Here is a 25927-nt window from a genome sequence, read left to right on the forward strand (position 1 = left end):
CACGCCCCCCAGACAAGGACTCTGCACATGACGATCCGCGTGATGCTCGTCGACGACCAGGTGCTGCTGCGCACCGGCTTCCGGATGGTGCTGGCGGCGCAGCCGGACATGGAGGTCGTCGCCGAGGCCGGCGACGGCGGTGAGGCGATCGAACTCCTGCGCTCCACGGCCGTGGACGTGGTCCTGATGGACGTGCGCATGCCCAGGGTGGACGGTGTCGAGGCGACCCGGCTCATCTGTGCCCAGCCGGACGCGCCGAAGGTGCTCATCCTGACCACCTTCGACCTCGACGAGTACGCCTTCTCGGGGCTCAAGGCAGGTGCGAGCGGCTTCATGCTCAAGGACGTGCCGCCAAGCGAACTGCTCGGCGCGATCCGCTCCGTGCACAGCGGGGACGCCGTCGTCGCCCCGTCCACGACCCGCAGGCTGCTGGACCGCTTCTCGCCGATGCTGCCGTCCCCCGGCGGGCCGCCGCAGCACAAGGAGGTGGAGAAGCTCACGGACCGCGAGCGCGAGGTCATGCTGCTGGTCGCACAGGGACTGTCGAACGGTGAGATCGCCGCACGGCTGGTGCTCTCCGAGGCCACGGTCAAGACCCACGTCGGCCGCATCCTCACCAAGCTCGGCCTGCGGGACCGTGTGCAGGTGGTGGTGCTGGCGTACGAGAGCGGCCTGGTGCGGGCCGGTGGCGGCGCTGCCTGAGCGCCCCGTGCTGCTCTGGATCAACGGTCCCTTCGGGGGCGGAAAGACGCAGACGGCGTACGAGCTCCGGCGGCGGCTGCCCGGCAGCGTCGTCTGCGACCCGGAACACGTCGGCTTCGGCCTGCACCGAATGGCTCCGCCCCGGCTGAGGGGCGACTTCCAGGACCTTCCCGCGTGGCGGCAGGGCGTGTACGACGTGCTGGACCTGGCCCTGCGGGCTCAAGGGGGCGTGGTGATCGCCCCGATGACGGTGGTCGAACCGCGCTACTTCGACGAGATCCTCGGCGGCCTGCGGAGAGCCGGGCACGATGTGCGCCACTTCGCGCTGCTGGCGGAGCGCGCGACGGTGCTGCGCAGGCTCAGTGAGCGGGGGCTCGGGCGGGGCCTGAAGCGGGAGAGCTTCGCGGTGCAGAAGCTGGACCACTGTCTGGAGCGGCTCGGCGGCCCCGGGTTTGCCGAGCACATCCGTACCGACCGGCTGACGATCCCCCAGGTGGCGGACCGTGTCGCCGGGTCGGCGGGGCTGGAGCTCCTGCCGAACACCTACGGGCCGCTGCGGCACAGGCTGCGGCGTATCGGGATCGGGCTGTCCCACATGCGCTTCGACTAACGTGATCTTTGACCTGTGCGGCGTGGACGCGGGGTTGTTGACTTCTTCGTGCGTCGGTTTGGGGCCCGGTTTGCCGACGGTGTGCACGTCATCGCGTGGAGTGGGCCGGGTGTTCTTGCGACCGGATGGCCGGCCTGGGCCGGGGCGGGAGGATTTCGGTGCTTCGGCAGGACAGGCTGCCTTCGGGCGGAGGCGCCGGAAATCGCGGCGGACTCGGGCGGGAGTGATCGTGTCGGACGGGCTCGGTCTCTCCCACGGCCGTCGCAGGTCGGCCGCCAGGGGGCGGACCAGACGGAGCCAGGGCCTCTCATTTGGATCTTGCCGGGCTCGCGTGCCCCGGCACGCACGCTCGCCGCGTTGTCGTCGGTCGACTGCGGCTCCGCGTGGGCTCCTTCCTCCGCCTTGCGATCGCACGCACCGGACCCCGCTCACCGATCCAGCCCGATCCGAACGAAAGACCCTGGGCCCTCCTTTCGGATCGGGCCGTGTTGCCGGAGCCGCCCGACTGCGTCGATGCGGGGGTGCCTCCGACCCGGCCTCCGACCCGGCCTCCGGTCGGTGGTCCCCCGCTTCCGACTCCCCGGGTCCCGGGGTCCCCGGCCGGGTTCCGGTCAGCGCAGGACCGTCTCCAGGAAGTCGCTGCCGAGTCGCGCCACGACCGAGACGTCCAGCTGGTGCATCACATAGCGGCCGCGTCGGCGGGTGGTGATCAGCCCTGCCTTCTTCAGGACCGACAGATGGCGTGAGACCTCCGGCGCCGTTATGCCGTGCGCGTCGGCCAGCTCGCCGGTGCTGTAGGAAGCGCGGGCGAGATTGCGGCACAGCCGCATCCGCATGGGGTGGGCCAGCGCTTCCATCCGGAGCTTGAGCAGCTCGACGGATGCAGGACCGGGAAGTTCCGGTACTCCGACGGGGTAGTGGACGACGGGACGCCAGCCGGGGGCGTGCAGCACCATCAGATGCGGCCAGCCGAAGCTGGACGGCACGAACGAGAGTCCGACTCCCACGGCCGGGTCGACGGCGGTCGTGTGACCCACCGCGAGTTTGTCGGCCTCGATCCTGCCCGCCGCCTCGTTGAGCGCGAGCGCGGGAGAGACTGCACGAAGCGCCTCCACGAAGCCCTTGCGGCGCAGGATCTCGGTCTTGTGCCTGGCGTCGGCGGCGAGCTGGGTGCGGATGCGTTGCCAGGTCTCTGCGAAGAAGGCCTGGTCGCAGTCCTCCAGGAGGCGCCGCACCCAGGCGCGGACGGGAGCGGGGTCGTCCAGGAGTCTCCTGGCGAAGTCGAGCTGCTGGGGGCCGCGGGTGGCCGCGAGCTCCAGCGCACGACCGGTGTCCACGGGACCACTGGCGCCGTAGGTGCTGGAGCAGGCGAACTCCAGCGCGGCGGAGATGAAACGGTCGTCGGGGAGCCGGTCGAGCAGGTCGAGCTCCTCGGCGAGGGTCGCCCCGGTGCCGCCGTCGTGGCCGGGCAGGCCGGCGAACGGCGTGAAGATGTCGGAGAACGTGGTGCTCCAGAGGAAGTCCGCCTCGTGGAGCCGGTCGGCGAGGTCCGGCTTCAGCCCGGCCGCGGTGGCCGTCGTCCAGCCGTGCACTCCGGGATGGTGTGCGGGCTGGGACAGCGCGTGCAACGCGACGCCGAGCTCGGCGAGGGGCGAGATCTCGAAGCGGATCCGCTCGGGCGGCATGCCCGCGATGTCGATGGTGACGCTCACACCCTCCATGGTGCGGGCTGGCCGGGCGGGCCCGGTGCCCATTTGACGCTGCTGGTCAATCGATGCGCGGTCCGGCGCGGGCCGGAGGCAGGCTGAGGTGCATGGACGCCATCCAGCAGCACCTTCTGGACACCTACCGTGCCGGCCTGAACGGTGAACCGCCGCCTCCGCCGCCGGGTCGTGACGACTGGCGGACGCTCCGGTCGCTCCGCGACCACCACCGCTTCACCGTGGTCCTGTCCGGTCGGCCCCTCCATCCGTTCCGTACGGCCGCCGCGCGTCTCCTGCACCTCGTGCGCCGGGACGCCCGGCTCCCTCGTTGCACCTAGGGTCCTTCGTTTGGATCGGGCTGGATCAGTGGCCGGGGCACGCGAGCCCGGCAGGATCCAAACGAGAGGCCCTGGGTCCTGTCCGGGCACGTGCGCCGGCTCGCGACGCCCTGATGACGGTGGATCCGGGACGCACGGGCCCCGATGGCGTGTCTCATGAGGTCCGTGGGCCCGCTTCCGCTCCCTCCGTGGTGTCCCGCACACGCTCCGCGAAGTCCGCCACCGCCGCGCGAACGTCCTCGCCGGTCCACGAAAGTCCCTGCGACGCCACCGTCACCTCCGTCACCGAGACGTCCGGCGGGCCGCCGGGCCCGGCGTCGAACCAGCGGCGGAACAGGGTCGTTCCCGTCTCCTCCGCCTGGCGGAGGGAGGCCGCGTTGAGCACCTCCTCCCCGTACGGCAGCCACACCTGGAACTGGTGGGTGTGCGGGGGGTCGGGGTGGACCCGGAACCATGGGATCCCGGGTGCGGCCCCCAACGCCTCCGCCAGGGCCTCTGCGACGGTCCTCGCATGGGCCACGTACGACGCCAGCCGCGGCAGTTCCCGCTCCAGCCCGAGCAGGGCGGCCAGCGCCGCCGGGTACTGCTGGAAGAGCTGCCCGCCGTACCGGTGCCGCCATGCCCGTGCCTCGTCGACGAGCTGCTCGGGGCCTACCAGCACCGCACCGGACATTCCGTCCAGGGACTTGTAGAACGAGACGTACACGCTGTCGGCGAGCCCCGCGATCTCGTCCAGGCGACGGCCGAAATGGGGGGCGCATTCCCATAGACGTGCGCCGTCGAAGTGCACCACCGCATCCACTTCGCGCGCTGCCTCCACCACGTCCACCAGCTCGTCCCACGAGGGCAGGACGAAGCCCGCGTCACGCAGCGGCAGCTCCAGCATCAGCGTCCCGAACGGCTCGTCCAGGTCCCGCACCTCCTCGGCCGTGGGGAGCCGGGGCGCCTGCGTCGGATGGACCGTGCGCAGCCCGCTCACCACCCCGAGCGCGCCCCGTTCGTGCACCTCGGGGTGCGCGAGCGGATGGAGCGCGACCACGCGGTTCCCCGTGCGCACCGCCCAGCACCGCAGCGCGACCTGCTGCGCCATCGTCCCGGTCGGGAAGAACGCCGCCGCCGGGAACCCGAGCAGCGCCGCCACCCGGCCCTCGAGTTCCGCGACGACCCCGTCCCCGTAGACGTCCACACATTCGTCCAGGTCGTGGACCGTGCCCGCGTCCGCCGCGAGCGCGGCGAGCCGTTCACCGAGCCGGCCCTCCGACGACGTGCGCCACAGCACCCGCCCGGATGCGCGCCACGCGGCGAGTCTGCGCAACCGCTCGTCCTGCTCGCCCTCCCCGGTTCCGGTCTCCGGTCCGCTCCGGTCCGGTCCGGCCTGCTCGGGTCCGGTCATCCCCGGGATCGCCTGCTCCGCGTCCGCCGTCTCTTCCGTGTCCGCCATGCTGCGATCATCGCCCACCCGCCCAACAGGCCTCCACAGCCTGTGGACAAGCGGAAGGCCCGTCGAAACGCTGGCGTAGCATGACGAAGAATCGTCCGGTACCCCCCGCGGACTGGAACGGAAGGCCATCGCCGCGTGAACGCACCACCACCGTCAGCAACCCCGTCGGGACCCGAACCCGTCGACCCCAGGGACCGCCCTGCCCGCCTCACCGTGGGTGTGGTCGGAGCAGGCCGTGTCGGCCCCGTCCTCGCCGCCTGCCTGCAACTTGCCGGCCATCGCCCGGTCGCCGTCTCCGGAGTGTCCGACGCCTCCGTGCGGCGAGCCGCGGCCCTGCTGCCCGATGTGCCCCTGGTGTCGCCCGCCGATGTGCTCGCCCGTGCCGAACTGGTGTTGCTCACCGTTCCCGACGACGCACTGCCCGGACTGGTCGAGGGCCTCGCCGGGACCGGCGCCGTGCGTCCGGGCCAGCTCGTCGTCCACACCTCCGGGCGGTACGGCACGGCCGTGCTCGACCCTGCCCGTCGGGCCGGCGCGCTCCCGCTCGCGCTCCACCCCGCCATGACCTTCACGGGCACGAGCGTCGACGTGCAGCGGCTGGCCGGCTGCTCCTTCGGGGTCACCGCTCCGGACGAGCTGCGGCTCGCCGCGGAGGCGCTGGTCATCGAGATGGGCGGCGAGCCCGAGTGGATCGACGAGGAGGCCCGCCCGCTCTACCACGCGGCCCTCGCCCTGGGCGCGAACCATCTGGTCACCCTGGTCGCCCAGTCCATGGAGCTGCTGCGCACCGCGGGCGTGTCCGCCCCCGACCGGATGCTGGGCCCCCTCCTCGGCGCCGCACTCGACAACGCGCTGCGCTCGGGCGACGCTGCACTGACGGGCCCGGTGGCCCGTGGCGACGCGGGCACGGTCGCCGCACACGTCGCCGAGCTGCGCAAACACGCTCCCGGGGCCGTCGCCGGGTATCTGGCCATGGCCCGTACGACCGCGGACCGCGCCCTCGCGCACGGACTGCTCAAGCCCGAGTTCGCCGAGGAACTCCTCGGTGTGCTCGCCGAGGGAGACAACCGATGAGCAGTGGGACCGGCGTGAGCCCCGAGCACCCCGACGGCGGCGACGGCGGCGACGGCGGCGGGAACCCCGGGCGACGCGGACGCCACGACGTCGAGCCGGTCCGTACCCGCGAGGACCTCGATCGCGTCCTGGACGCGATCGCGCCCCGCGGCCGCACCGCCGTCGTGATGACCATGGGCGCCCTCCACGACGGCCACGCCACCCTCGTCCGCACGGCCCGTGCGCACGTCGGACCCGACGGTTTCGTCGTGGTCACCGTCTTCGTCAACCCGCTCCAGTTCGGGGCGGGCGAGGACCTCGACCGCTATCCGCGCACCCTGGACGCCGATCTGAGGACTGCTCGGGAGGCGGGCGCGGACGCCGTGTTCGCACCGTCCGTCGACGAGGTCTATCCCGGTGGCGAGCCGCAGGTCCGCATCACGGCGGGGCCGATGGGCGAGCTCCTCGAAGGAGCCTCCCGCCCCGGACACTTCGACGGCGTGCTCACGGTCGTCGCGAAGCTCCTCCACCTCACACGGCCCGATGCGGCGTTCTTCGGACAGAAGGACGCCCAGCAGCTGGCACTGATCCGCCGCATGGTCCGCGATCTGAACTTCCCGGTGGAGATCGTCGGCGTGTCGACGGTGCGGGAGCCGGACGGCCTCGCGCTGTCCAGCCGGAACCGCTATCTGTCGGCCGAAGAGCGCCGGACCGCACTCGCGCTGTCCCGGGCACTCTTCGCCGCCCGCGACCGGCTCGCCGCGCAGCAGGCCCTGCGCGCCCGCGCCGAGTCCGCCCCGGCACCGACGGCACGTGCGGCCGCGCTCTCCGCGCTCGGGGAGGCCCGCGCGGCGGCCGACGCACACGCGGTGGCCGTGGCACAGCCAGGTGGTGGGGCCGATGCCGTACGAGCGGCGGCCCACGCCGTCCTGGACGAGGCCGCCAAGGCCGTCCCGGCGCTCGGCCTGGACTATCTGGCACTGGTGGACCCCGCCGACTTCACCGAGGTCCCGGACGCGTACGAGGGCGAGGCGATCATGGCGGTTGCCGCCCGGGTCGGGACGACGAGGCTGATCGACAACATTCCTCTCACCTTCGGAGTGCCCGCATGACCGCGACCACGACCGGTCCCCGCCCCGGCCCAGGCACCGGAATACGGCTGGACGCCCCCGCACCGGGCTGGGCCATCGACGCCGACGTCGTCGTGGTCGGCTCGGGTGTTGCGGGCCTGACAGCCGCGCTGCGGTGCACGGCCGAGGGCCTGCGCACGGTCGTGGTGACCAAGGCCCTGCTCGACGACGGTTCCACGCGCTGGGCCCAGGGCGGTATCGCCGCGGCCCTCGGCGAGGGCGACACGCCTGCGCAGCACCTGGACGACACGCTGGTCGCCGGGGCCGGGCTGTGCGACGAAGAGGCCGTACGGACGCTGGTCACCGAGGGACCGGACGCGGTGCGACGGCTGATCGGGACGGGCGCGCGATTCGACACCGAGGCGGACGGGGACATCGCCCTCACCCGCGAGGGTGGTCACCACCGGCGGCGGATCGCCCACGCGGGTGGCGACGCGACGGGCGCGGAGATCTCGCGGGCCCTCGTCGCCGCGATACGCGAGCAGGCGATACGCATCATCGAGCATGCGCTGGTCCTCGACCTCCTCACGGACGGGGAAGGCCGTACGGCCGGCATCACCCTGCACGTGATGGGCGAAGGCCAGCACGACGGCGTCGGCGCGGTGCACGCGCCCGCCGTGGTCCTGGCGACAGGAGGCATGGGCCAGGTCTTCTCCGCCACGACCAACCCGTCCGTATCGACGGGCGACGGGGTCGCACTGGCGCTGCGCGCGGGGGCCGAGGTCAGCGACCTCGAGTTCGTCCAGTTCCACCCCACGGTGCTCTTCCTCGGCCGGGACTCCGAGGGCCAGCAGCCCCTGGTGTCCGAGGCGGTACGGGGCGAAGGCGCCCATCTCGTCGACGCCGACGGCATCCGCTTCATGGTGGGGCAGCACGAACTGGCCGAGCTCGCCCCGCGAGACATCGTCGCCAAGGGCATCATGCGCCGGATGCAGGAGCAGGGCGCCGACCACATGTTCCTCGACGCCCGCCACTTCGGCGCCGAGATGTGGGAGACCCGCTTCCCCACGATCCTCGCGGCATGCCGCACCCATGGCATCGACCCGGTGCGCGAGCCGATCCCGGTCGCCCCCGCTGCCCACTACGCGTCCGGCGGCGTCCGCACCGATCTCCACGGCCGCACCACGGTTCCCGGCCTCTACGCCTGCGGCGAGGTCGCCTGCACGGGCGTCCACGGCGCGAACCGCCTGGCCTCCAACTCCCTCCTGGAGGGTCTGGTCTTCGCCGAGCGCATCGCGACCGCGATCGCGACGGATCCTCGGGACCCTCAGGACCCGGCAGTCGTGGTCGCCGCCGAGCCGGGCACGACGGGTGCCGGAGGCCGTCGGCCCGGACCGGAGGCCGAGGACGGCGGGGCGGGACGGCCCGTGCCGCTGCTCCTGCCCGAGGCACGCCACGAAATCCAGCAGATCATGACCCGGGGCGCAGGCGTGCTCCGGTCCGCGGCGAGCCTGGATGCCGCGGCACGAGCGCTGGAGTCGCTGTATCTGTCGGCCCTGCACGACGCCGCGGAGTTCGACAAGGCCGCCGAGCCCGGCGTGGAGTCCTGGGAGGCCAGCAATCTGCTGCTCGTCTCCCGGGTTCTCGTCGCCGCCGCCCGTGAGCGCGCGGAGACCCGCGGGTGTCACTGGCGCGAGGACCACCCCGACCGCGACGACACGCAGTGGCGTCGCCATATTGTCGTACGGCTCACCCCTGACCGGCGCCTCGTGGTGCGCCGGACCGGCACCGAGTCATTTCCCCCAGTAACCCCCCATGCCCCCAGGGAGCCGCAACCGTGAGCACGCCCGAAGAACGTCCGGAGCCCGTGGACGTACCGCTGATCCAGATCGGCGCCCCCGCATCCGCTGTCGACGACTCGGCGGGCTGCGGTGAGGGCTGCGGCTGTGCCGACGAGGTGTACGAGTGCGGCCTGGACCCTGCCCTCGCCGAACTCCTCGCCGAGGCGGGGCTCGACCCCGTCCAGGTCGAGGACATCGCCCACCTGGCGATCGAGGAGGACCTCGACGGCGGCGTCGACGTCACCAGTGTCGCCACCGTCCCCGAGGACGCCGTCGCCACCGGTGACTTCACCGCCCGGGAGGCGGGTGTCGTCGCCGGTCTCCGCGTCGCCGAGGCCGTTCTGTCCATCGTCTGCACCGACGAGTTCACGGTGGAACGGCACGTCGAGGACGGCGATCGCGTCGAGGCCGGGCAGAAGCTGCTCTCGGTCACCACCCGCACCCGTGACCTCCTCACCGGCGAGCGCAGCGCCCTCAACATCCTGTGCCGTCTCTCCGGCATCGCCACGGCCACCCGCGCCTGGGCCGACCTCCTCGACGGCACCAACGCGCGTGTGCGCGACACCCGCAAGACGACCCCCGGGCTGCGCGCCCTGGAGAAGTACGCCGTCCGCTGCGGCGGCGGCGTCAACCACCGCATGTCCCTGTCCGACGCAGCCCTGGTCAAGGACAACCACGTCGTCGCCGCGGGCGGGGTGGCCCAGGCGTTCAAGGCCGTGCGCGAGACCATGGCCGCGATGGGCACTCCTGACCTCGCCATCGAGGTCGAGGTCGACACGCTCCACCAGGTCCGTGAGGCCCTGGACGCCGGCGCGGACCTCATCCTGCTCGACAACTTCACCCCGTCCGAGACCGAGGAGGCCGTCGCCCTGGTGAAGAGCCGCGCGATCCTCGAGTCCTCGGGCCGGCTCTCCCTCGCCAACGCACGGGCCTACGCCGAGACGGGCGTCGACTACCTCGCGGTCGGCGCCCTCACTCACTCGTCCGCGATCCTCGACATCGGCCTGGATCTCCGAGAGGCCCGGGACTGACCTCATGCTGCTCACCATCGACGTCGGCAACAGCCACACCGTCCTCGGCCTCTTCGACGGCGACGACATCGTGGAGCACTGGCGTGTCTCCACCGACCCGCGCCGCACCGCCGACGAGCTCGCGGTGCTCCTCAACGGCCTGATGGGTATGCACCCGCTGCTCGGCGACGAGCTCGGCGACGGCATCGAGGGCATCGCCATCTGCGCCACCGTCCCCTCCGTGCTCCACGAGCTGCGGGAGGTGACCCGCCGCTACTACGGCGACGTCCCCGCCGTTCTCGTGGAGCCCGGCGTCAAGACGGGCGTGCCCGTCCTCACGGACAACCCCAAGGAGGTCGGCGCGGACCGCATCATCAACGCGGTCGCTGCCGTCGAGCTCTACGGCGGCCCGGCGATCGTCGTCGACTTCGGTACGGCCACGACCTTCGATGCGGTCAGCGCCCGCGGTGAGTACGCGGGCGGTGTCATCGCACCCGGTATCGAGATCTCGGTCGACGCGCTCGGTGTCAGAGGTGCCCAGCTCCGCAAGATCGAGCTGGCCCGCCCGCGCAGCGTGATCGGCAAGAACACGGTCGAGGCGATGCAGGCCGGCATCGTGTACGGCTTCGCGGGCCAGGTCGACGGTGTTGTGGAGCGCATGAAGCGCGAGCTGGCCGACGACCCCGACGACGTCACCGTGATCGCCACCGGCGGCCTGGCGCCGGTCGTGCTCGGTGAGTCCTCGGCGATCGACGAACACGAGCCGTGGCTGACGCTGATCGGACTGCGCCTGGTGTACGAGCGGAACGTCTCCCGCATCTGATCCTGCCGGGCTTGCCCCGCCGGGCGCAGGTGCCCCGGCAGGGCCCTCGCACAGGGCTGCGGCCGGCCGCCCCGATTCGGCCGCCCCGGCCCTGCCGTGGGCGGCCCGGACCGGCCCGGGGTACGGCCCGGGTCCACCTCGCCCCGGCTCATCCCGGCGGGGTCCTCACAGGGGCGCCGCAGTCCGCCCGGGGCCGGCCGGGACGGCACTCCGCTCGTCCGGCCCCGGCTCATCCCGGCCCGGGCACGGCTCGGGTTCGCCATCCCCCGGCGGCCCGGCATGCGTCGACCGCCTCGGCCGGCGGCCCCGCTCCAGTGCCCCCGTACGACGGAAACGTACGTGCCCGTGCCTCGCGCTCCTTCGCGTCACGCGCGCCCCCGTACGGGCCGCAGGGGCCCGTATACGGCACGCCGCGCCGCGAGTGCCCGCTAAACAAATTTTGTCCGATTAGCGCGTATCGTCGGCCCATGCCCACGCCATACGGATCCCGCGGCGGCATGGCGTTCAGCGCAGACGAGCTGCGTGTGCTCCGACGCGCCCTCGCCGTCGCCCTCAACCCCGCCCAGCCCCACGAGGATGTCGCCCTGGACTGTCTGCGGCTCGCTGAATCCGTGGACGAAGCCGTACGCGAGGCAGGTCGGCTGCGCGCGTTCCTCCTCGCCGACCTCGTCCGCTACCGAGACGCGCTTCCCGGCTCCGCCGGTGGCTATCTGGAACTCCTCCAGGACGCCCTGACCGCCGGCTACGCCCCCCGCCCCGAGGACCTCGCGGCCCTGCGTGCGCTGCAGCTGTGCACGCCTGCCGCCGCAGCCCTGCTGGAGCGCTGTGAGGACCTGGCGGAACGGGCGGTGCGCGCGCGTCTCGCCGGGCGAGGTCTGCCCGGCGCCGTCCGCGCGTCCGCCGTGACCGCGCGGGCTCCGTCGCCCGCCGCCCTCCGTGCCCGGTTGCACGCGCTCCCTGGCGGTCGTGCCGCGGCCGACGAGAAGCAGCAGCCCCGGCCGGCGGCGCCGAAACCTACCCCTGCCCCCACGCCGCGACCGGACCGTCCCATCCCCACACCCGGCGAGGTCTTCCCGCCCCGCCGAAAGCCCGCGCCCCCGCCGCAGGAGCGGGCCGCCGGATAGTTACCCTGGGGCGCATGGACTACGTATCCGCGCTCCTGCCCCCCGTCGTGATGGCCGCCTTCTTCATCGGTCTCGTCGTGACGATCATCAAGAGCCAGGGCGGCCCGAACAAGGCCAAGGAGGACGCCGCCGTGGACGCGGCGATCGCCCGCGCGGAAGGCCGGCCGTCCGCTCCGGCGGACCGCCCGACCGGAGTCTGATCCCAGGGTCTGTTCCCGGGGCGGCCCTGTTTCCGGGGCAGGTCCCGCAGGACGTACGGCTGTCCATGGCCGTACGTCCTTTTTCGTACGTGAAGTACGTCAATAGTCAGTCATTCCGGCATCTCCCACTATGGTGGCAATGTGCCCCGCCAATTGGGAGAGCTCGAAGACGCCGTCATGACGCGCATCTGGCAATGGAACCGCCCGGTGACGGTGCGGGAAGTCCTGGAAGATCTGCAGCAGGAACGCTCCATCGCCTACACCACCGTCATGACCGTTATGGACAATCTCCATCAGAAGGGCTGGGTGCGCAGGGAAGTCGAAGGGCGCGCCTATCGATATACGGCCGTCTCCACCCGGGCCGCCTACTCCGCCGCACTGATGAACGAAGCCTGGTCGAAGAGCGACAACCCGGCGGCGGCCCTTGTTGCCTTCTTCGGCATGATGTCGTCCGAGCAGCGCGAGGCACTCCAGGACGCGATCCGCATCGTTCAGCCCCAGATCCCTGAAGGTGACCCGGAAGGGACCGGGGAAGGGACAACGGAACGGGGGACGCAAGTGCCCGGGGAACGCACCCCCGAAGAGGCTCCCTGAGCCGCTCGACAAGCCCTTGCGGAACGGGTCGACCGGACCGACGGTGACGCCGGGGGAGCGGGGCGATAGCGTCCCGTCATGTCCTCCGCGCAACCGCTTCCCAATGCCGCAGCAAATGCCGTCACCGTCCGGCGGGCCAGGACCAGCGATGTGCCGGCCGTGCGCCGGCTCGTCGACCCTTACGTGAGCGAAGGCATCCTGCTCGACAAAGCGACGGTGACGCTTTACGAGGACATCCAGGAGTTCTGGGTCGCGGAACGGGACACCGATGCCCAAGTGGTCGGCTGCGGTGCTCTCCATGTGATGTGGGAAGATCTCGCCGAAGTCCGCACTCTTGCGGTGGACCCGCAGTTCAAGGGCTCGGGCATCGGCCATCATGTGCTCGGCCAGCTGCTGCACACCGCCCGCTGGCTGGGTGTGCGCCGCGTATTCTGCCTGACCTTCGAAGTCGACTTCTTCGCCAAGCACGGCTTCGTGGAGATCGGTGAGACACCGGTGGACGGAGATGTCTACAGTGAGCTCCTGCGTTCCTATGACGAGGGCGTGGCCGAGTTCCTCGGCCTCGAACGGGTGAAGCCGAACACCTTGGGCAACAGCCGGATGCTTCTGCACCTGTGAACGAACCCGGGCCGCGGAAGACGGCGCGGAACGCGCCTCGTAAGGCTGCCCGGAAGTCGGCAGGGAACGCGCTGCGGAAGGCGGGCGGGAACGCGTGCCGGAAGCAAGGCCGATCCCTATGTCCGAATCGCGTACGTTTCCCGCGTTCTCGAGGTTCTGAACCTCTGCCAGGGGTTTGTGTTTTTCAGGGAAAAGCGGTTTCCTTTCCGCGTACTGCATTTTCGATGAAAGGAAATCCGGTGGCACAGAAGGTTCAGGTCCTTCTTGTCGACGACCTCGACGGTGGCGAGGCGGACGAGACCGTGACGTTCGCTCTGGACGGCAAGACCTACGAGATCGACCTCACCACCGCCAACGCCGACAAGCTGCGCGGCCTTCTCGAGCCGTACACCAAGGGCGGCCGGCGGACCGGCGGCCGTGCCGCGACGGGCCGTGGCAAGGGCCGCGCCGTCGCCACGGGCAACAAGGACACGGCCGAGATCCGCAAGTGGGCCAAGGAGAACGGCTACAGCGTCAACGACCGCGGCCGCGTCCCCGCCGAGATCCGCGAGGCCTACGAGAAGGCCAACGCCTGAGCGTTCGTGCGAGCATTCGCATGAACATTCGTGCGAAGCAGCCGGGCGCGGTGGCAGGCATTGGCCGCCGCGTCCACGAGTCGTACGAGGTCGGGGGTGCCCCCACCGCCCCCGGACCCGGCACAGCGCCCGACCAGGCCCGGCGCCGGCAGTGAAGGCTCCACCTCCCGCCCCGCTTCAGGGGGCCGCAGCCATTCGGCGGCCCCCTGCGGGACCGAGGTCCCCCGTGGCCCCGGGGCGCCGGACAGGCCTGCCGGGAGGCCGGGCGGCACCGGTGCGGCCATGCGTCCGCCCGTGCCCGTGGCGGTCAGATCGAGGGCGATCCCGCCCCACTCCAGCCAGTCGAGCAGCCCCGGCAGTTCGTCGGCGCTGCCCGCGGCCACCAGCAGCCGCATCCGCCGGCCCGTGAGGGCAACCGGACCGGTCCGGCCGTACCGCGCCAACAGGGCGAAGCCCGCATCGGCCGGAAGCTCCAGCACGTCGAAGCGCAGCCCCGTCAGCAGCTGTACGGGCGGCCCGGCGGCAGTCGCCCAGCCGAGCTCGTGCTCGTACCACCGTGCGATGCCGTGGTCGGGCGGCAACGCCTGTGGCAGTGGCGCACGGGGCGGCGGGACGGCGGAGGGCACACTCCGGGAACTCCCGCGTCCGCCGATTGGTTACGCGGTGTGGGGTCCTGATCGCGCAGAGTGCACGAACGTGTGCGGGCCAGGGATGTTCGACGACGCAAGGATGTTCGCCCATAGCTGAGGGAACCGGCGTTCCCCGCATGGAGTGTCACTGCTGACGGGTAAGACATCCCTAGTGGGGACGGACGACACGCAGGCTTTTGAGTCCCACGTTCGCCATCGGCGTACTCATGGCGGGGGTAATGACTTGGCCTGCGGGAACATCGTCTCGCACCATCAGGTTGGAGCATTTGTCGGCGTTCGGGGCAGGAGGCCAGCGACGGGTGTCGGCAGTTGGAATGAGCGGTCCCCGCTTGCGGGACTAAGCTGCGGAAGGACAGGGAGGGGATCGACCCCTAACTGACTGACCGCTCTGAGGAGCGATTAACGATGTTCGAGAGGTTCACCGACCGCGCGCGGCGGGTTGTCGTCCTGGCTCAGGAAGAAGCCCGGATGCTCAACCACAACTACATCGGCACCGAGCACATCCTCCTGGGCCTTATCCATGAGGGTGAGGGTGTCGCCGCTAAGGCCCTGGAGAGCCTCGGGATTTCGCTCGAGGCGGTCCGCCAGCAGGTGGAGGAGATCATCGGCCAGGGCCAGCAGGCCCCGTCCGGGCACATCCCCTTCACTCCTCGCGCCAAGAAGGTCCTGGAGCTGTCGCTCCGCGAGGCTCTTCAGCTGGGCCACAACTACATCGGCACGGAGCACATCCTGCTCGGCCTGATCCGCGAGGGCGAGGGTGTCGCCGCCCAGGTCCTCGTGAAGCTCGGCGCCGATCTCAACCGAGTGCGGCAGCAGGTCATCCAGCTGCTGTCCGGTTACCAGGGCAAGGAGGCCGCCACGGCGGGCGGCCCGGCCGAGGGCACGCCTTCGACCTCCCTCGTCCTCGACCAGTTCGGCCGGAATCTCACCCAGGCCGCTCGTGAGTCCAAGCTCGACCCGGTCATCGGGCGCGAGAAGGAGATCGAGCGGGTCATGCAGGTGCTGTCCCGCCGGACCAAGAACAACCCGGTCCTCATCGGCGAGCCCGGCGTCGGCAAGACGGCGGTCGTCGAGGGCCTGGCGCAGGCCATCGTCAAGGGCGAGGTGCCCGAGACCCTCAAGGACAAGCACCTCTACACCCTGGACCTCGGTGCGCTGGTCGCCGGCTCCCGGTACCGCGGTGACTTCGAGGAGCGCCTGAAGAAGGTCCTCAAGGAGATCCGCACCCGCGGCGACATCATCCTGTTCATCGACGAGCTCCACACCCTGGTGGGTGCGGGTGCCGCCGAGGGCGCGATCGACGCCGCCTCGATCCTCAAGCCGATGCTGGCGCGAGGCGAGCTGCAGACCATCGGTGCGACGACGCTCGACGAGTACCGCAAGCACCTGGAGAAGGACGCGGCCCTGGAGCGCCGCTTCCAGCCCATCCAGGTCGCGGAGCCGTCCCTGCCGCACACCATCGAGATCCTCAAGGGTCTGCGCGACCGGTACGAGGCGCACCACCGTGTCTCGATCACCGACGAGGCGCTCGTCCAGGCCGCGACCCTGGCCGACCGGTACATCTCGGACCGTTTCCTCCCGGACAAGGCGATCGACCTGATCGACGAGGCCGGCTCCCGGATGCGTATCCGCCGGATGACCGCGCCGCCGGACCTCCGCGAGTTCGACGAGAAGATCGCGGCCGTCCGCCGGGACAAGGAGTCCGCGATCGACTCCCAGGACTTCGAGAAGGCGGCTTCTCTCCGTGACAAGGAGAAGCAGCTGCTGGCGGCGAAGGCCAAGCGGGAGAAGGAGTGGAAGGCCGGCGACATGGACGTCGTCGCCGAGGTGGACGGCGAGCTCATCGCCGAGGTCCTCGCCACGGCCACCGGCATCCCGGTCTTCAAGCTGACGGAGGAGGAGTCCTCCCGTCTGCTCCGGATGGAGGACGAGCTCCACAAGCGCGTCATCGGCCAGAAGGACGCCATCAAGGCGCTTTCCCAGGCGATCCGGCGTACTCGTGCCGGTCTGAAGGACCCGAAGCGTCCCGGTGGCTCGTTCATCTTCGCCGGCCCGTCCGGTGTCGGTAAGACCGAGCTGTCCAAGACGCTCGCCGAATTCCTCTTCGGTGACGAGGACGCGCTGATCTCCCTCGACATGTCGGAGTTCAGCGAGAAGCACACGGTTTCCCGTCTCTTCGGTTCCCCGCCCGGATACGTGGGTTACGAAGAGGGCGGCCAGCTCACCGAGAAGGTGCGCCGGAAGCCGTTCTCCGTCGTCCTCTTCGACGAGGTCGAGAAGGCCCACCCCGATATCTTCAATTCCCTTCTCCAGATCCTGGAGGACGGTCGTCTGACCGACTCCCAGGGACGGGTCGTGGACTTCAAGAACACGGTCATCATCATGACGACCAACCTCGGGACCCGGGACATCTCCAAGGGCTTCAACCTGGGCTTCGCCGCCCAGGGCGACACGAAGAGCACCTACGACCGGATGAAGGCGAAGGTCAACGAAGAGCTGAAGCAGCACTTCCGGCCGGAGTTCCTCAACCGTGTCGACGACACGGTCGTCTTCCACCAGCTGTCGCAGGAGGACATCATCCAGATCGTCGATCTGATGATCGCCAAGGTGGATGAGCGTCTGAAGGACCGTGACATGGGCATCGAGCTCAGCCAGGAGGCGAAGCTCCTGCTGGCGAAGAAGGGCTACGACCCCGTGCTCGGAGCCCGGCCGCTGCGCCGGACGATCCAGCGCGAGATCGAGGACCTGCTCTCGGAGAAGATCCTCTTCGGCGAGCTGCGTCCGGGTCACATCGTGGTCGTCGACACCGAGGGCGAGGGTGAGGAGAAGAAGTTCACCTTCCGCGGCGAGGAGAAGTCGGCCCTGCCCGACGTTCCCCCGATCGAGTCGGCGGCGGGCGGCAGCTCGGGTCCGAACCTGTCGAAGGACGCGTGACGCCCGTAGCGGGCTGAGCCGGGCCCCTGGGGCGAGGCGAGCAGGCAAAGAAGGGGGCTGCCCCGGACTCAGGTCCGGGGCAGCCCCCTTCGCACGGGCCGGAGCCGCCCTACGGTGATGTGCCGAGGCTCACCCGGACGTGCGGAGCGAAACCGTCCACGCCGGAGAACCGGTCGCGTGCCCCGAGTGCCCGAACGCTGCGCAATTTCTCCAGCTCGTGCAGCGGCGACAGATCGGCGAGGAAGTTCTGCCGGAGGCGGTGGTCGACGACGACCTCGGTGATGTCGGGGAAGAGCCGGGGGATCCGATGCAGAGACCGCCCCCGGCTCCTCAGTTCGAGTCTGAGCCTGCCGGCCTGTGGCACGACTTCGGCGAGTCCGAGCTGGACGTTGTCCAGCACGAGTTCCGAAACCGGGACGCCCCCGGGAATCGACAGGTCGGTCAGCGCCGTGCAGCGGTCCACTTCGAGCAATGCCGGCGCCTGTGATCCGTGCAGACAGCCGAGGTCCGTGATCTTCCTGTTCCCGGAGATGCGGATCATCGCCGGTGCACACGCCCGCACGGTCCTGTTGATCAGCTCCTCCGGGAGGTCGCCGCTGAAGTGGATCCAGTCCCGGCCGCCCAGCGCGATCAGGGCCTCGGCCTGTTCGGCGTCCCGGATCGTGAACTGCAGGCCGTCCGGGTCCACGGCCGCGACGACCTCGGCGGCGTACTGCCGGGTGTCGAAGCGATCCCAGGCCCAGACGAGCTGGGACCGGACCAGCAACGACGGGTGTGACGCGTATCCGGCGAGGAAGTGGATCGACGCGTCGGCAGGGATGTGCGATGCGGCGACGACGGCCATATGGGCGGCCACGGAATCGTGCGCGGCGGTGGAGTCCGGCAGCAGGTCGAGGACGAGAGGGCCCGCCGAGGCCAGTTCGCGGGCTTCTTCGTACGTGCGGGGCGGGATGACTTCCGCCGTACGCCCGAGCAGGGCGAGGCGGACGTCCGGCGAGATCTCCGTCGCCTGTTCCATCGCCGCCGCCGCGACCACCAGGACGCGCAACTGGGTGGAGCGGTCCTCGGCCGCGTCGGCCGCCGCCAGCAACTCACCGAAGATCTCGGCGCATTCACGGGGCCTGGCGTGGGCGACGGTCATACGGATGACGTCCTCCCACTGGTCGTCAGCGGCATGGCGGGTCAGCACTCCGATGTGCCACTCGTCCACGATGGCCTTGGCGGCAAGGTAGTCCTGGAATGTGCGGTGGACGAAGTCCACGGCGCCCGGGGACGGTTCACGCAACAGTCCGCTGCGGTGCAGCAGGTGGGCGAACACGGCCGCGGGGTCGTTGACGGCCGCTGCCTCGGGAACCGCCGGAATCGCGCCGAGGACGAGCGATTCGGCGCGTGAACGGTCCATCTCGGTACGGCCGTTGAGTGTCAGCCAGTACGCGAGGCGTTGGATCAGCTGGATCTGCGGGGCCTCGGGAAGGTCGATCCCGGACGGTGTTCCCATGTCCCGCTCGCGGTCGCGGCGGTCGAGCAGCATCGAGAGGGCGGCCTCGTAGAGCGCCTTGCGGCCGCGTGGCAGAAAGCCACGGCGGTCGCGGTGCAGGGCGCAGATGAGGCCGCACATCAGCGGGTTGGTGGCGAGGCGGGCGAGATCCTGTTTGGTACGGAGGGCATCGAGCAGGGGTTGCTCGTACGACTCGGCCCCCGGGCCCGCGGCCCGGTGCCAGCGCCGGATGAACGACGCCACCTCGTTGCGGCGCATGGGAGACAGCGTGAGCTCGGCGAAGCCGTCGGGGGAGAGCCAGTCGTCGCCCACGGCGGACGGCCGTGAGGTGACGAGCCAGCGGTTGCCCGCGTCGTACACGGCGAGCAGATCGCGCAGCCAGCGGCGGGTGCGCTCGCGTTCGGCCTCGGGGACCTCGTCGACCCCGTCGACCAGGATGAGGCCGCGGCCCCCGGAGAGAACGCGGTCGGCCCAGCCGTCGGGCGGGGCGAGCGGGCAGCCGACCGCGGCGAGGAAGCCGTCGGGGGCCGGCAGCCGCTCGCCGTGGCGGGTGAGGGTGCGCAGAGGGAGGACGAAGGGGATGCGGTCGCGGAGGTGGTCCATCCGCTCGTCGGGGTCCTGGGCGGCGGCCGAGAGGGCGAGCCACTGGACGAGCGTGGTTTTGCCGGAACCCGCGACGCCGCGCAGCAGGACCCTGTCCTGGCGCGCGAGTGCCTCATCGGCAGGGACTGCTGCTTCGTGCCCGGCCCGCGGCTCCCGACGCCCCGCCGCAGATGCGGTGGGGTCCATCGGTGTGGCGGCCTCCAGCGACAGATACGCCAGGTCGAGGGGCCACACATGCGGTGAGTGGTGCAGGTCGACCCCGTAGATCGTCAGACTGCCGTGCTTCTTCGCGACGTAGGAGAGATAGCGCCGCTCGAAGGTCACGTCGCGGCCGTCGGCCCGCGGAGTGCGGAGGATCAGCTCGTCGAGCTTCGCGACCAGCTCGCCCTGGACCCGGCTCTGCTCGACCAGGGTGCGGGCGATGAAGGACGAGCGCTGGGTGAAGAACTGGAGGACGTGCAGGCAGGCCCACTCGGTGATCGAGTCGAGGTAGACGGTGGCGTCCGCGGAGAGCCCGTCGGCGGCGCGGCCCGCTGTTGCGGTGCGCAGTCGGCGTGCCAGTTCCCGATGGCCGTGCCGCACGGCCTGGACGTCGTCCATGTCGAGGTCGCCGAGGGCGAGCAGGGTGCGGGCAAGTGCGGCGGAGACGGCCTCGGTCTCGTCGGGCGGGAACGGGCGCTCTCCGGGACCGGTCACCGAGCGGCCGACGAGGGTGGCGGCGAGCTTGCGTACGTCCTTCTCGGTCAGGGTGCGCTGCTCGCCGCGGAACGACACGAGCCCGGAGAGCCGTACGGGCCGGTCCGTGAGGGCGGCGCCGCTGCCCTCACGGACCAGGAGCTGTTTCAGCAGGGGCGCGACGGCCGCCGAAGCCAGCCGGGTGCCGATGAGTGCGGGCTCCATAAGCGTTCCCCCCCGGATTCCCGGATCCCCGGGATCCACCAGATCCCCACGGGGGTGTTGCCCCCCGAAAAATGCTGCCTCCGGCGTGACCTACGCCGCATTGACCCCGCCGTGGCTAACGGGACTTTGGTCCCGAATCGGAAGGACTTCGGTCCCACCGGCCGTGACAAGGCGCACAGGCCCTTCAGAGCCTACTAGGCGGCTTAGTGGGGATGCGGGGCGAAGTTCGGGGCTCTGCAGGCCGTTCAGGGCGGGACCTTTGGCCGCGCGGCAGGGTGTCCGGAGGCCGTCGGGGCGCAGTCCGCATGTGCACGGCCTCTACATGGGCCTAAACCACACTTCGTCCGGAGATTTCGGACAAGGCGGGACTGGGAAACGGCGAGCCGTCAAGGGTCCCGCTCACAAGGCGGCGGCTACGACGCAATGTCGTAGATGGGGGGTTTGAGGTGGATTGGGGGGCCGGGTTACCAAGGTGGGGCACCCGGTGCTCCTGCGCCGGGTCAGTTCATGTCCGATCAGCCCGGAGGTTCTTCCCGCATGTCGAAGCGCAACATCAACCGTCTCCGCTCGTCCGTGCTCCGTACCCGTGGTGCCGTCGTGGCCGCCGGAATCGGCGCCGTGATGGTCGTCGGGGCCGGTTCCGGTGTCGCCGCCGCCGCGGAGAAGACCGCTCCGGCCGCGACCCCCGCCGTCGCCAAGGGTGCGGACGCCAAGGCCGAAGCCGCGAAGAAGGCCGGCTCCTGGGTCAAGCCCGTCGCCGGCTACACGCTGACCGCCAGCTTCAACCAGGGCGGCGCCATGTGGTCCCACAAGCACTCCGGCCAGGACTTCGCCGTTCCGGTCGGCACCCCGGTCAAGGCCGCGAGCTCCGGCGTCGTGGTGAAGGCCGGCCCGAACGGCGGCGGCGACGGCCCCGCGTACGGCAACGCCGTCGTGATCAAGCACGGCAACGGCAAGTACTCGCAGTACGCACACCTGTCGAAGATCAACATCTCGGCGGGGCAGACCGTGAAGGCGGGCCAGACCATCGCCCTGTCCGGCAACACCGGCAACTCGTCCGGCCCCCACCTGCACTTCGAGATCCGTACGACCCCGAACTACGGCTCTGCGCTCAACCCCGCCGCATTCCTGAGCGGTGTCGGCGTCAAGATCTGACGCTCACCCCCGCGGCGCCTGGAAGGCCTGTGTCACCAGATCGATGGCGACCTCGAGGACGGCTTCACGCTTCTCCTCGGGGTCGCCTTCGACGGTCTGCAGCAAGAACGTGCCGGCGTGCATCGTGAACAGCGCGCTGACGCAGCGGACCCGGTCGGTCATGCTCAGGTCCGGTTCCTGGACCAGCCCGGTCAGGGTGATCATGCGCTCCTTGAAGGTCTCGCCGATGCTCAGCTCGCGCACGGTGGCCTGGTTCTCCTGCATGAAGCGGAAAAGCGGGGCCGCTCCGGCCAGTGCCGACTGGTAGCGGCGCAGGATCTCTCGTTTGGTCTCCAGGGTGCGCGGCTGCACCTCCGCCCAGCTGATCAGTTCGTCGATCGGCCTCGTCAGATCCTGGAAGAGGCTGATGACGATGTCTTCCTTGGTCTTGAAGTGGTAGTACAGCGCGGCCTTGGTGACCTCGAGCCGCTCCGCGATCTCGCGGAGCGAGGTCTTCTCGTAGCCCTGCTCGGCAAAGAGTTCCAGGGCGACGTCCTGAATGCGCTGTCGGGTGTTGCCTCTCGCCATGGACTCTCCTGGGGGCGCACGGATGCATTTACTTACTTGACGCCCGGCTAGTGACGGGTCTACCTTCCCCGAGTCTAGTGAACTAGCCGGGCGGCAAGTAAGGCGCAGGGGAGTGGGAGCGGTGGCAGGACAGGAACCGGTGAAAAAGGTGGCATCCGAGGAGCCGGGTGCGCAGCGGGCGGGCGGGGCGCAGCCGCGCAGCGTCCGCGTCGTCCTCCTCGCGCTGATGATCGCGATGCTGCTCGCCATGCTCGACAACATGATCATCGGTACCGCGATGCCGACGATCGTCGGCGACCTCGGCGGCCTCGAGCACCTTTCCTGGGTGGTCACGGCCTACACCCTGGCCACCGCCGCCTCCACGCCCATCTGGGGCAAGCTCGGCGACATGTACGGCCGCAAGGGCGTCTTCCTGACCTCGATCGTGATCTTTCTCGTCGGGTCGGCGCTCAGCGGAATGGCGCAGGACATGGGCCAGCTGATCGGCTTCCGCGCCGTGCAGGGCCTGGGCGCCGGCGGTCTGATGGTCGGAGTCATGGCCATCATCGGCGACCTGATACCGCCCAGGGAGCGCGGCAAGTACCAGGGCATGATGGCCGGCGTCATGGCCCTCGCGATGATCGGCGGGCCGCTGGTCGGCGGCACCATCACCGACCACTGGGGCTGGCGCTGGAGCTTCTACATCAATCTGCCGCTGGGGGCCGTGGCGCTCGCCATGATCACCATCGTGCTGCACCTGCCGAGGCGGGAGCGGGGTGCGGACAAGGGGCGCATCGACTATCCGGGCGCCGCGCTCCTCACCGTCGGCATCACCTCGATCGTCCTCGTCACCACCTGGGGAGGCACGGAGTACGCCTGGGACTCGGCCGTGATCATGGAGCTCATCGCGCTCGGGGTCGTGGCGCTCATCGGCTTCCTCCTCGTGGAGACCAGGGCCGCCGAGCCGGTCATTCCGCTGCACGTCTTCCGCAGCCGCAACTTCACCCTGATGTCGGTGATCGGCTTCCTGACCGGCTTCGTGATGTTCGGCGCGGTCCTGTTCCTGCCGCTGTTCCAGCAGTCCGTGCAGGGTGCATCGGCCACCAACTCGGGCCTGCTCCTGCTGCCGATGCTGCTGTCGATGATGGTCGTCTCGCTGATCGCGGGCCGGGTCACCACGAACACCGGAAAGTACAAGATCTTCCCGATCGTCGGTGGCGCGCTCATGGTCGCGGGACTGTTCCTGCTGGCGCAGATGGACACCGGTACGTCCCGGCTCACCTCCGGGCTCTACATGGCCGTCCTCGGCGCGGGCATGGGCTTCCTGATGCAGATCACGATGTTGGTCGCACAGAACAGCGTCGAGCTGAAGGACATGGGGGTCGCATCCTCCGCCACCACCCTCTTCCGTACGCTCGGCTCCTCCTTCGGCGTCGCGATCATGGGAGCGCTCTTCACCTCACGGGTACAGGGCGAGATGGCGGCCCACGGCGGGTCGGCGATCACCCAGCAGTCCGCTCAGCTGGACGCCGCGAGCCTGGCGAAGCTGCCGGAACAGGTGCGCGAGGCGTACCAGTTCGCGGTGTCGTCCGGCACGCACGCGGCCTTCCTGCTCGGTTCGGCCGTCGCGGTGATCGGTTTCCTGGCGGCGTTCTTCGTCAAGGAGGAGCCGCTGAAGGGCGCGGGCCCCGCGAAGCCGTCGGCCGGTACTCCGCAGGACGAGTCCAAGCTGGCCGAGGCGGTCTGACCGGCCCGCAACCCCGGCAGCACGACGGCCCCTGGTGCACAGCACCCGGGGCCGTTGTCGGCGGGGCGTGCCGCCGAGGCGGCTGATGCGTCCGGACGGGACCGGGACGGACCCTGGCCTTCGGCGCGTCATTCCGCGAGCCGGGGGATCGCGAAGCTGCCGCTGTTGGTGGGGGCGTGCTCGGGGAGCCAGAGCACCGCGATCGCCCCGCTCGCGGGGTCACCGGGGGCCGCTGTGCCCTCCGGACACGCGTTGCGGAAGGTCAGCCGGGCGCCGAGGACGCGTGCCTGGCCGGCCGCGATCGTCAGACCCAGCCCGTGGCCCTGCCCGGCCCGGTCGCTCGCGCCGGTGCGGAACCGGCTCGGCCCCTCGCGCAGCAGCGCCTCGGGAAAACCGGGGCCGTGGTCGCGCACCCTCACGACCCGGCCCTCGATGGAGACTTCGACCGGTGTTCTGCCGTGCTTGGCCGCGTTGGCCAGCAGATTGCCCAGGATGCGTTCGAGTCGCCGGGGATCGGTGTTGACCCAGGAGTCGTGCACGACGCGCACGACCGCATGCGGATCCAGTACGGCGACACGACGGCTGACGAACTCGCCCAGGGCTATCTCCTGGAGCTCGGCCCGTTCCGACGCACCGTCCAGACGGGCGACCTCGAGCACGTCCTCGACCAGTGTGCGCATGGCCTGCGCCCGGTCCCGCACCAGCTCGGACGGACGTCCGGGCGGAAGCAGTTCGGCGGCGGTGAGCAACCCGGTCACGGGGGTACGCAGCTCATGGGCGATGTCTGCGGTGACGCGGCGCTCCGCTTCGATGCGCTCGTTGAGCGCGTCGGTCAAGGCGTCCACGGCCCGGGCCAATTCGTCGGTCTCGTCGCGTACGACACCACCGACAGCCTTCCGGACGCGTATCTCCGTGTTGCCCTCGGCGACCTTGCCGGCCGCGGCAGCGGCCTTGCGCAGTCTGCGCGAGAGCTGGCCGCCGATGAGCACGCCGAGCGCGGAGCCCGCGAACACCACAGAGACGGAGCCGATGATCAGCGCCCGGTCGAGGTCATGCATGATCGCGGCGCTACGGTCGCCGATGCGGCCGTGCAGGGACAGCACATCGCCGTTGCCGAGCGGGACGGCGGCCCATATGTCGGGGGCGCCGTCGTGGTGTTCCTGCACAAAGGTGCCCCGGCGTCCGTCCTCGAGCAGATACCGCAGTTCGCGGGGCAGCGCGGGATCGTTGAGCTTCGTGCCGAACTTGGGCTCGGTCTTCGGCTTGGTGGTCGCGTAGATGCTCTGGGCGAAGAGCAGACGCTTCATCTGCAGATCGCGGGCGTTCTCGAGCATCGAGACCCGGGCGGAGTTGTGCACGACCAGGCTCAGCGCGAACGCGATCAGCGCCCCGACCCCGGCGATCGCGACGCTGATCTTCCACCGGACCCCGGTGCGCAGGGCGACGCGCTTCATGCCTTGAGCTTGTAGCCGAAGCCGCGGACCGTTTCGATCCGGTCCTGGCCGATCTTTGTACGCAGCCGCTGCACATGGACGTCGACGACCCGGGTGTCCCCGCCCCAGCCGTAGTCCCAGACCCGCTCCAGCAGTTTGTCCCGCGACAGCACCGTGCCCGGCGCGGACGAGAACTCCAGCAGCAGTCGCATCTCCGTCGGGGTCAGTGCCACCGGCTTGCCGGCCCGGCGCACCTCCATCCCCTCCGTGTCGACCTCGAGGTCGCCGAAGGTGAGGACGCCGCCCTCGCCGTGCTGTCCGGGTTCGCCCGAGTCGCCCGCGACACCACCGGCGTGCCCGAATCGGCGCAGCACTGCGCGGATCCGGGCGACCAGGACCGCCCCGTCGAAAGGCTTGGTGACGTAGTCGTCGGCGCCGGCCTCGAGGCCGAGCACCACGTCGATCGAGTCCGCCCGCGCCGACAGCATGATCACGGGAACGGTGGACTCGTCCCTGATCCGCCGGCACAGACTGACGCCGTCCAGCCCCGGCAGCATCACGTCGAGCAGTGCGATGTCGGGGCGGTCCGCCCGGAACGCCTCCAGCCCGGCCAGCCCGTCCGGCATCGCGGTCACCGTGAAGCCGTCGCGCTCCAGCGCGAGCTGGGTGGCCTCCCGGATCACGTCGTCGTCCTCGACGAACAGGACATGTGTCTCGGCCATCCTGCGTACTCCGCTGCTCTCTCGGTTCCCGCTCGGC

23 protein-coding genes and 1 pseudogene are annotated in these 25927 nt (G+C 70.5%); 16 read left to right on the forward strand and 8 right to left on the reverse strand.

The window, feature by feature from the left end; translation table 11 throughout:
• The first annotated feature begins 27 nt into the window (after window positions 1–27).
• Window positions 28–702 (forward strand): response regulator transcription factor, encoded by a 675-nt coding sequence (locus tag AC068D_RS32865; RefSeq protein ID WP_478826779.1) that lies wholly within the window; start codon window positions 28–30, stop codon window positions 700–702.
• Between the two features lie 7 nt (window positions 703–709).
• Window positions 710–1312 (forward strand): AAA family ATPase, encoded by a 603-nt coding sequence (locus AC068D_RS32870; RefSeq protein WP_478826834.1) that lies wholly within the window; start codon window positions 710–712, stop codon window positions 1310–1312.
• Here the strand turns inward: AC068D_RS32870 and AC068D_RS32875 are convergent.
• Both AC068D_RS32875 and AC068D_RS32880 read right to left on the reverse strand, forming a co-directional pair.
• Window positions 1309–1609: pseudogene (locus AC068D_RS32875) on the reverse strand (NF041680 family putative transposase); the annotation flags it as partial. The gene AC068D_RS32870 and the pseudogene AC068D_RS32875 sit on opposite strands and share 4 nt — an antisense overlap.
• Before the next feature lie 314 nt (window positions 1610–1923).
• On the reverse strand, window positions 1924–3033 hold the full coding sequence (locus AC068D_RS32880) for a DUF5937 family protein (RefSeq protein WP_478826835.1): 1110 nt from the start codon (window positions 3031–3033) through the stop codon (window positions 1924–1926).
• Between the two features lie 92 nt (window positions 3034–3125).
• Here AC068D_RS32880 and AC068D_RS32885 point away from each other — a divergent pair, with 92 nt between their 5' ends.
• Window positions 3126–3353, forward strand: a complete 228-nt coding sequence (locus tag AC068D_RS32885) for a hypothetical protein (protein WP_478826780.1) — start codon at window positions 3126–3128, stop codon at window positions 3351–3353.
• A 154-nt stretch (window positions 3354–3507) separates the two neighbouring features.
• On the opposite strand, the gene AC068D_RS32890 is transcribed toward AC068D_RS32885, so the two are convergent.
• Window positions 3508–4794, reverse strand: coding sequence for a threonine aldolase family protein (locus AC068D_RS32890; protein ID WP_478826781.1), 1287 nt, complete (start codon window positions 4792–4794; stop codon window positions 3508–3510).
• Window positions 4795–4929: 135 nt separating this feature from the next.
• Between AC068D_RS32890 and AC068D_RS32895 the strand changes: the two genes are divergently transcribed.
• From AC068D_RS32895 to AC068D_RS32940, 10 genes are all read left to right on the forward strand, one after another.
• Window positions 4930–5868, forward strand: coding sequence for a Rossmann-like and DUF2520 domain-containing protein (locus AC068D_RS32895; RefSeq protein WP_478826782.1), 939 nt, complete (start codon window positions 4930–4932; stop codon window positions 5866–5868).
• Complete coding sequence (panC, locus tag AC068D_RS32900) at window positions 5865–6959, forward strand: pantoate--beta-alanine ligase (protein WP_478826783.1); 1095 nt, start codon at window positions 5865–5867, stop codon at window positions 6957–6959. The genes AC068D_RS32895 and panC overlap by 4 nt, the downstream gene beginning before the upstream one ends.
• A complete protein-coding gene (locus AC068D_RS32905; RefSeq protein ID WP_478826784.1) occupies window positions 6956–8758 on the forward strand; it encodes an L-aspartate oxidase in 1803 nt (600 codons plus the stop codon). Before panC ends, AC068D_RS32905 begins: the two co-directional genes overlap by 4 nt.
• On the forward strand, window positions 8755–9789 hold the full coding sequence (gene nadC / locus AC068D_RS32910) for a carboxylating nicotinate-nucleotide diphosphorylase (protein WP_478826785.1): 1035 nt from the start codon (window positions 8755–8757) through the stop codon (window positions 9787–9789). Before AC068D_RS32905 ends, nadC begins: the two co-directional genes overlap by 4 nt.
• Window positions 9790–9793: 4 nt before the next feature.
• Window positions 9794–10591, forward strand: a complete 798-nt coding sequence (locus tag AC068D_RS32915; RefSeq protein WP_478826786.1) for a type III pantothenate kinase — start codon at window positions 9794–9796, stop codon at window positions 10589–10591.
• Window positions 10592–11058: 467 nt separating this feature from the next.
• Complete coding sequence (locus AC068D_RS32920; protein ID WP_478826787.1) at window positions 11059–11715, forward strand: hypothetical protein; 657 nt, start codon at window positions 11059–11061, stop codon at window positions 11713–11715.
• Window positions 11716–11729: 14 nt separating this feature from the next.
• Window positions 11730–11915 (forward strand): hypothetical protein, encoded by a 186-nt coding sequence (locus tag AC068D_RS32925; protein WP_478826788.1) that lies wholly within the window; start codon window positions 11730–11732, stop codon window positions 11913–11915.
• A 141-nt stretch (window positions 11916–12056) separates the two neighbouring features.
• The gene (locus tag AC068D_RS32930; RefSeq protein WP_478826789.1) at window positions 12057–12509 is read left to right on the forward strand and encodes a BlaI/MecI/CopY family transcriptional regulator; all 453 of its coding nucleotides are present in this window, start codon (window positions 12057–12059) and stop codon (window positions 12507–12509) included.
• A gap of 78 nt (window positions 12510–12587) precedes the next feature.
• The gene (locus AC068D_RS32935; RefSeq protein WP_478826790.1) at window positions 12588–13127 is read left to right on the forward strand and encodes an amino-acid N-acetyltransferase; all 540 of its coding nucleotides are present in this window, start codon (window positions 12588–12590) and stop codon (window positions 13125–13127) included.
• A gap of 239 nt (window positions 13128–13366) precedes the next feature.
• Complete coding sequence (locus tag AC068D_RS32940) at window positions 13367–13702, forward strand: histone-like nucleoid-structuring protein Lsr2 (protein WP_384242891.1); 336 nt, start codon at window positions 13367–13369, stop codon at window positions 13700–13702.
• Here the strand turns inward: AC068D_RS32940 and AC068D_RS32945 are convergent.
• On the reverse strand, window positions 13681–14328 hold the full coding sequence (locus AC068D_RS32945) for an SCO3374 family protein (protein WP_478826791.1): 648 nt from the start codon (window positions 14326–14328) through the stop codon (window positions 13681–13683). The two genes, AC068D_RS32940 and AC068D_RS32945, sit on opposite strands and share 22 nt — an antisense overlap.
• 429 nt (window positions 14329–14757) lie before the next feature.
• Between AC068D_RS32945 and AC068D_RS32950 the strand changes: the two genes are divergently transcribed.
• Window positions 14758–17286, forward strand: coding sequence for an ATP-dependent Clp protease ATP-binding subunit (locus AC068D_RS32950; protein WP_478826792.1), 2529 nt, complete (start codon window positions 14758–14760; stop codon window positions 17284–17286).
• Between the two features lie 109 nt (window positions 17287–17395).
• On the opposite strand, the gene AC068D_RS32955 is transcribed toward AC068D_RS32950, so the two are convergent.
• A complete protein-coding gene (locus AC068D_RS32955; RefSeq protein ID WP_478826793.1) occupies window positions 17396–20287 on the reverse strand; it encodes an NACHT domain-containing protein in 2892 nt (963 codons plus the stop codon).
• Window positions 20288–20824: 537 nt separating this feature from the next.
• Between AC068D_RS32955 and AC068D_RS32960 the strand changes: the two genes are divergently transcribed.
• A complete protein-coding gene (locus tag AC068D_RS32960) occupies window positions 20825–21442 on the forward strand; it encodes a M23 family metallopeptidase (RefSeq protein ID WP_478826794.1) in 618 nt (205 codons plus the stop codon).
• Window positions 21443–21445: 3 nt separating this feature from the next.
• Here AC068D_RS32960 and AC068D_RS32965 read toward each other — a convergent pair whose 3' ends face one another.
• Window positions 21446–22009, reverse strand: a complete 564-nt coding sequence (locus tag AC068D_RS32965; protein ID WP_478826795.1) for a TetR/AcrR family transcriptional regulator — start codon at window positions 22007–22009, stop codon at window positions 21446–21448.
• Window positions 22010–22157: 148 nt separating this feature from the next.
• Here AC068D_RS32965 and AC068D_RS32970 point away from each other — a divergent pair, with 148 nt between their 5' ends.
• A complete protein-coding gene (locus AC068D_RS32970; RefSeq protein ID WP_478826836.1) occupies window positions 22158–23735 on the forward strand; it encodes an MDR family MFS transporter in 1578 nt (525 codons plus the stop codon).
• 128 nt (window positions 23736–23863) lie between these two features.
• Here AC068D_RS32970 and cseC read toward each other — a convergent pair whose 3' ends face one another.
• Window positions 23864–25189, reverse strand: a complete 1326-nt coding sequence (cseC, locus tag AC068D_RS32975) for a two-component system sensor histidine kinase CseC (RefSeq protein WP_478826796.1) — start codon at window positions 25187–25189, stop codon at window positions 23864–23866.
• A complete protein-coding gene (gene cseB, locus AC068D_RS32980; protein ID WP_478826797.1) occupies window positions 25186–25890 on the reverse strand; it encodes a two-component system response regulator CseB in 705 nt (234 codons plus the stop codon). Before cseB ends, cseC begins: the two co-directional genes overlap by 4 nt.
• Window positions 25891–25927 lie beyond the last annotated feature (37 nt).

This window comes from Streptomyces sp. NPDC043861 (assembly GCF_056435905.1).